This window comes from Corynebacterium sp. HMSC08A12, from assembly GCF_001807485.1.
In the GTDB taxonomy this organism is placed as follows: Bacteria; Actinomycetota; Actinomycetes; order Mycobacteriales; family Mycobacteriaceae; genus Corynebacterium; species Corynebacterium evansiae.
The window spans coordinates 1-3,902 of record NZ_KV789175.1; the positions used below are offsets into that span (position 1 = coordinate 1).

General features: G+C 54.9%; 4 protein-coding genes. 3 read left to right on the forward strand and 1 reads right to left on the reverse strand.

Annotated features, from left to right (window positions below; all coding sequences use genetic code 11):
• Positions 1-216 precede the first annotated feature (216 nt).
• The gene (locus HMPREF3166_RS05205) at positions 217-870 is read right to left on the reverse strand and encodes a CGNR zinc finger domain-containing protein (protein WP_070488008.1); all 654 of its coding nucleotides are present in this window, start codon (positions 868-870) and stop codon (positions 217-219) included.
• Between the two features lie 52 nt (positions 871-922).
• On the opposite strand from HMPREF3166_RS05205, the gene HMPREF3166_RS05210 reads away from it, so the two are divergent.
• The 3 genes from HMPREF3166_RS05210 to HMPREF3166_RS05215 all read left to right on the forward strand — a co-directional run.
• Entirely contained in the window at positions 923-2,101 is a 1,179-nt protein-coding gene (locus tag HMPREF3166_RS05210) for an MFS transporter (protein ID WP_070488010.1), read from the forward strand.
• A gap of 2 nt (positions 2,102-2,103) precedes the next feature.
• Positions 2,104-2,538 (forward strand): acyl-CoA dehydrogenase family protein, encoded by a 435-nt coding sequence (locus HMPREF3166_RS09950; RefSeq protein WP_083293823.1) that lies wholly within the window; start codon positions 2,104-2,106, stop codon positions 2,536-2,538.
• Positions 2,539-2,565: 27 nt separating this feature from the next.
• Positions 2,566-3,902: malate synthase G (locus tag HMPREF3166_RS05215; RefSeq protein ID WP_083293824.1), on the forward strand; the 1,337-nt coding region annotated here is incomplete at its 3' end.

Sequence of the window (3,902 nt, forward strand, 5' to 3'; positions counted from 1 at the left end):
CTGGAGCAGCCGGCTGGTTACACCGAGCCGATCCTGCACGCCCGTCGTCTGGAGTTCAAGGCTAAGAACGGCATCGCCTAATTAGCTACATTTAGGGAGGTGCTCGTTCTCACACCCCCTGCAAGGCAGGTCCCGTCTCTGAGGTTGTGAACGCAGCCTCGGGGGCGGGCCTTTTTCTTTGACTGGTGCAGAGTAGATGCTGGTTAAGAGCCCGGGTTACTTGTTATGAGAGTAGCGACGGGCTTTAGCCCGATTGCCACAGTCCTTCATCGAGCACCACTGCCTCCGCAGGCCGTTAGAGCGATCCTCGAAGAGAATTCCACAACGCTCGTGGCCGCATATCTTCAATCGCTGCCGGTCATTAGTTCCGAAAAGTGCAACTGCATCGGCAGCGACAAAACCTAATGCCTGCTCCAGCTCAAGATTCTTTGCCAGTGTTTTCCTAAGGTCCGACTCTTCACTGTGAAGCAGATGCGGAGAGAAGGACTGAGTATCCAACTGAAGTAAAGGTCGCCTGGTGGACCATTCGTTGAGTACTTCGATTGTGGAGTTTAGCTCGAATGAGGAGAGCGTTTTCATGCCGAGGCTATGCTCTGCCAAAAGTAGAACTGCCTCGCGAAGCGCCGTAATGCTTTCCTGATCAATCGGCGCTGGAGTTTCCACAAGCTCGGGAAGTTCGCGGGCCCATGACGTTGCCCGGCGAGCTTGGTTAAGCCAGCTGGCGAAGTCAGAACGATCGTGGAGAAGGTCGACCGTAGGATGCAGCGGATCTTTACGGCGCCGAAGGGTATTCGCAAAGTCAAGAGCAGGCCGCTCGCCATAAAACACAAAAGAAAGCTGGCGAAGCTGGTTTGTGGATGAAGTATTCATAAAATCTACAGTACCTCTTGAACTAACCCCCTCAGGGGGTTAGTGTTGGAGTATGACACGTCGCACACTTCCTCTGGCCTTATATGCGTTTCCGTTGGTGGCTGGATTCATGCTGCCGAACCTCGCGACCCCGCTGATGGAACTGTGGCGTGCGGATATTGGCTTCTCTGCAGGGACGCTGACGCTCATCTTCATCATGTACCTTGGGGGGCTCGCGCCAGCCTTCTTGCTGGCACCGGGGCTCAGTGATAGTTGGGGAAGGAAGCGTACGCAGCAAGTGGCTGTGGTGCTCGGTATTGTTTCGTGTCTCTTTTACGTCTTAGCGGACAGTATTCCAATACTCCTACTGGCTCGGATCCTTACCGGTCTGTGCTCCGGAGCCCTCTTGGTGCTAGGGCCATCTGCTGTGCAAAGTATGGCTAGTAAGGATGAATCCGCTAAAGCTACGCTCACGGCTACGTTAGGTATCGCAATAGGGCTGGCAGGCGGACCATTGTTTGCAGGCGTGGTTGCGCAGTTGGCTCCATGGCCGACGAAGACGGTTTTCGTTCTTATGGCTCTCCTTCTCGCAATATCGCTGGTAGTGATCGGAACAGAGCTGGAGACGGAGCGTAAGCCCACGCGAGACTTGTTGCCTCACAAGGGGTTGAGGAAGAGAGACAAGCGCGTTGTTATTGCTGGTCTCGGGGCTTTTGGTCCGGGAATGACAGCTGCTGGAATTGTTTTGGCACTGTCTCCAACACTTCTCAACGGAATTAGTGAAACAAGCGGGCCCCTGGGTGCTGGCCTGATTGCAGGGGGTATGTATGCGGTTAGCCCGATCGCGCAGAGTCTAGTCCGTCGACTCCACAGCCTTGCGCACATCAGATTCTCTATGGTGCTGATCGCGTTTGCGATGTGCATCTTTGGCGCAGCAATGACGCAACAGAGCTTATGGTTCCTGATTCTAAGCGCGGTACTTATAGGTGCAGGGCAAGGGATTAGTAATTTGGGCAGCTTTGGACTGATCCATCAAGAGGTTGACGAAGATTCGGTGCCTGGAGCAACAGCACTTTTGAGTTTGGGTACGTATGCCGCTGCGAGTGTTGTTCCTCTGGCAGGTGGGTACCTCATCGATCTAACCGGATTGCCGATTGCAAGCCTATGCATGGCTCTAGGAGTGGTTCTAATGGTTGCGGTGGGGTCTGTGTTTGCCCGGCAGAGCTATATTGACCAAACAAGGAGTGCCTAAAAATGAAGATTGGCATTAGGGCTGCTTTTTGTAATGGCATTGCCCTTCGCGCGCTTGACTTAGCCGTTGCCTATGCAGAGTCTCGCGAGGTTTGGGGTGCTCCTATATCCACCCATCAGGCTATTTCGCATCCACTCGCAGAGGTCAAAATAGATATTGAGTTGGCTCGGAACATGACTTTTCGTGCGGCTTCAGATTTCGATTCTGGCGGAGACTGTGGCGCTAGCGCGAATTACTCCAAATTTGCTGCAGCTAGGGCTGCGGTAAAGAGTGTTGATCGGGCGATCCAGACCCATGGTGGCAATGGATTTGCGAAGGATTATCGCGTCTCAGAATTATTTTGGCCGGCCCGTTTGTTTCGAACGGCACCTGTCAGTGAGGAAATGATTCTGAATTATGTAGCCAACAATATTCTCGGTATGCGCCGATCCTACTAGATGTGTTTTGAAAAGGAGTATTTTACAATGATTTCTGGTTCTACTATTTCTCAAGGTGCCGAGCGCGTAACCGCTGGCGGCCTTCAGGTTGCCAAGACTCTCTACGACTTTGTTAACACTGAGGTACTTCCCGTTATCGGCAAGGATTCCGCCGAGGAGCAGGAGAAGTTCTGGGATGGCTTCGGCAAGATCGTCGAGGAGTACACCCCGCGCAACCGCGAGCTGCTGAACACTCGTGATGAGCTGCAGAAGAAGATGGACGCCTGGTATGCCGAGCACAAGGGTGCCCAGGATCCGGAGGAGTACAAGGCCTTCCTGAAGGAGATCGGCTACCTGGTCGACGAACCGGGCGACTTCGAGATTACGACCCAGAACATCGATAGCGAGATCGCAGAGACCGCCGGCCCGCAGCTGGTTATTTCGGCGTTGAACGCCCGCTTCGCGCTGAACGCGGCGAACGCCCGCTGGGGTTCCCTGTACGACGCTCTGTACGGCACCGACGCCATCTCTGAGGACAACGGCCAGGAGAAGGGCACCGGCTACAACAAGGTCCGCGGCGACAAGGTCATCGAGTGGGGCCGTGAGTTCCTGGATCGCGTTGTGCCGCTGGAGTCTGGCTCCCACAAGGACGTCACCAAGTACGCTGTCGAGTCCGGCCAGCTGACCGCCACCGTCGACGGTAATGATGTGCACCTGCGCAACCCGGAGGTCTACGCGGGCTTCGGCGGTGACAAGGCCAACCCGACTGACATCCTGCTGTACAACAATGGCCTGTACATCGACATTCAGATCGACCCGGAGTCCCCGATCGGCAAGACCGACAAGGCCGGTGTGAAGGACCTGAACCTCGAATCCGCGGTGACGACAATTATCGATTTTGAAGACTCAGTGGCAGCTGTGGATGCAGAGGATAAAACTCTGGGTTATCGCAACTGGCTTGGGCTAAATGTTGGTAATCTGACAAAAACCATTACCAAGTCGGGGCGAACCTTCACCCGTAAGCTCAACGAGGATCGCTACTACACCGGCAAGGACGGCTCCGAGCTGCGTCTGCACGGTCGTTCCCTGCTGTTCGTGCGTAATGTTGGCCACCTGATGCAGAACCCGGCGATCCTGGATCAGAATGGTGAGGAGATTTTCGAGGGCATCATGGATGCCGTTATTACTTCGGCTGCTGCGATCCCGGGTCTGGATGAGAACAACCCGCTGCGTAACTCCCGTAATGGTTCGATCTACATTGTGAAGCCGAAGCAGCACGGCCCGGAGGAGGTTGCGTTCACCAACGACCTGTTCGGCGCTGTGGAAGACCTGCTGGGTCTGGAGCGGTTCACTCTGAAGGTTGGTGTGATGGACGAGGAGCGTCG

Excerpts from the sequence above, each read along its gene's own strand:
- HMPREF3166_RS05210 (WP_070488010.1), top strand. The coding sequence starts at position 923 with ATGACACGTCGCACACTTCCTCTGGCCTTATATGCGTTTCCGTTGGTG.
- HMPREF3166_RS09950 (WP_083293823.1), top strand. The coding sequence starts at position 2,104 with ATGAAGATTGGCATTAGGGCTGCTTTTTGTAATGGCATTGCCCTTCGC.
- HMPREF3166_RS05205 (WP_070488008.1), bottom strand. The coding sequence starts at position 870 with ATGAATACTTCATCCACAAACCAGCTTCGCCAGCTTTCTTTTGTGTTT.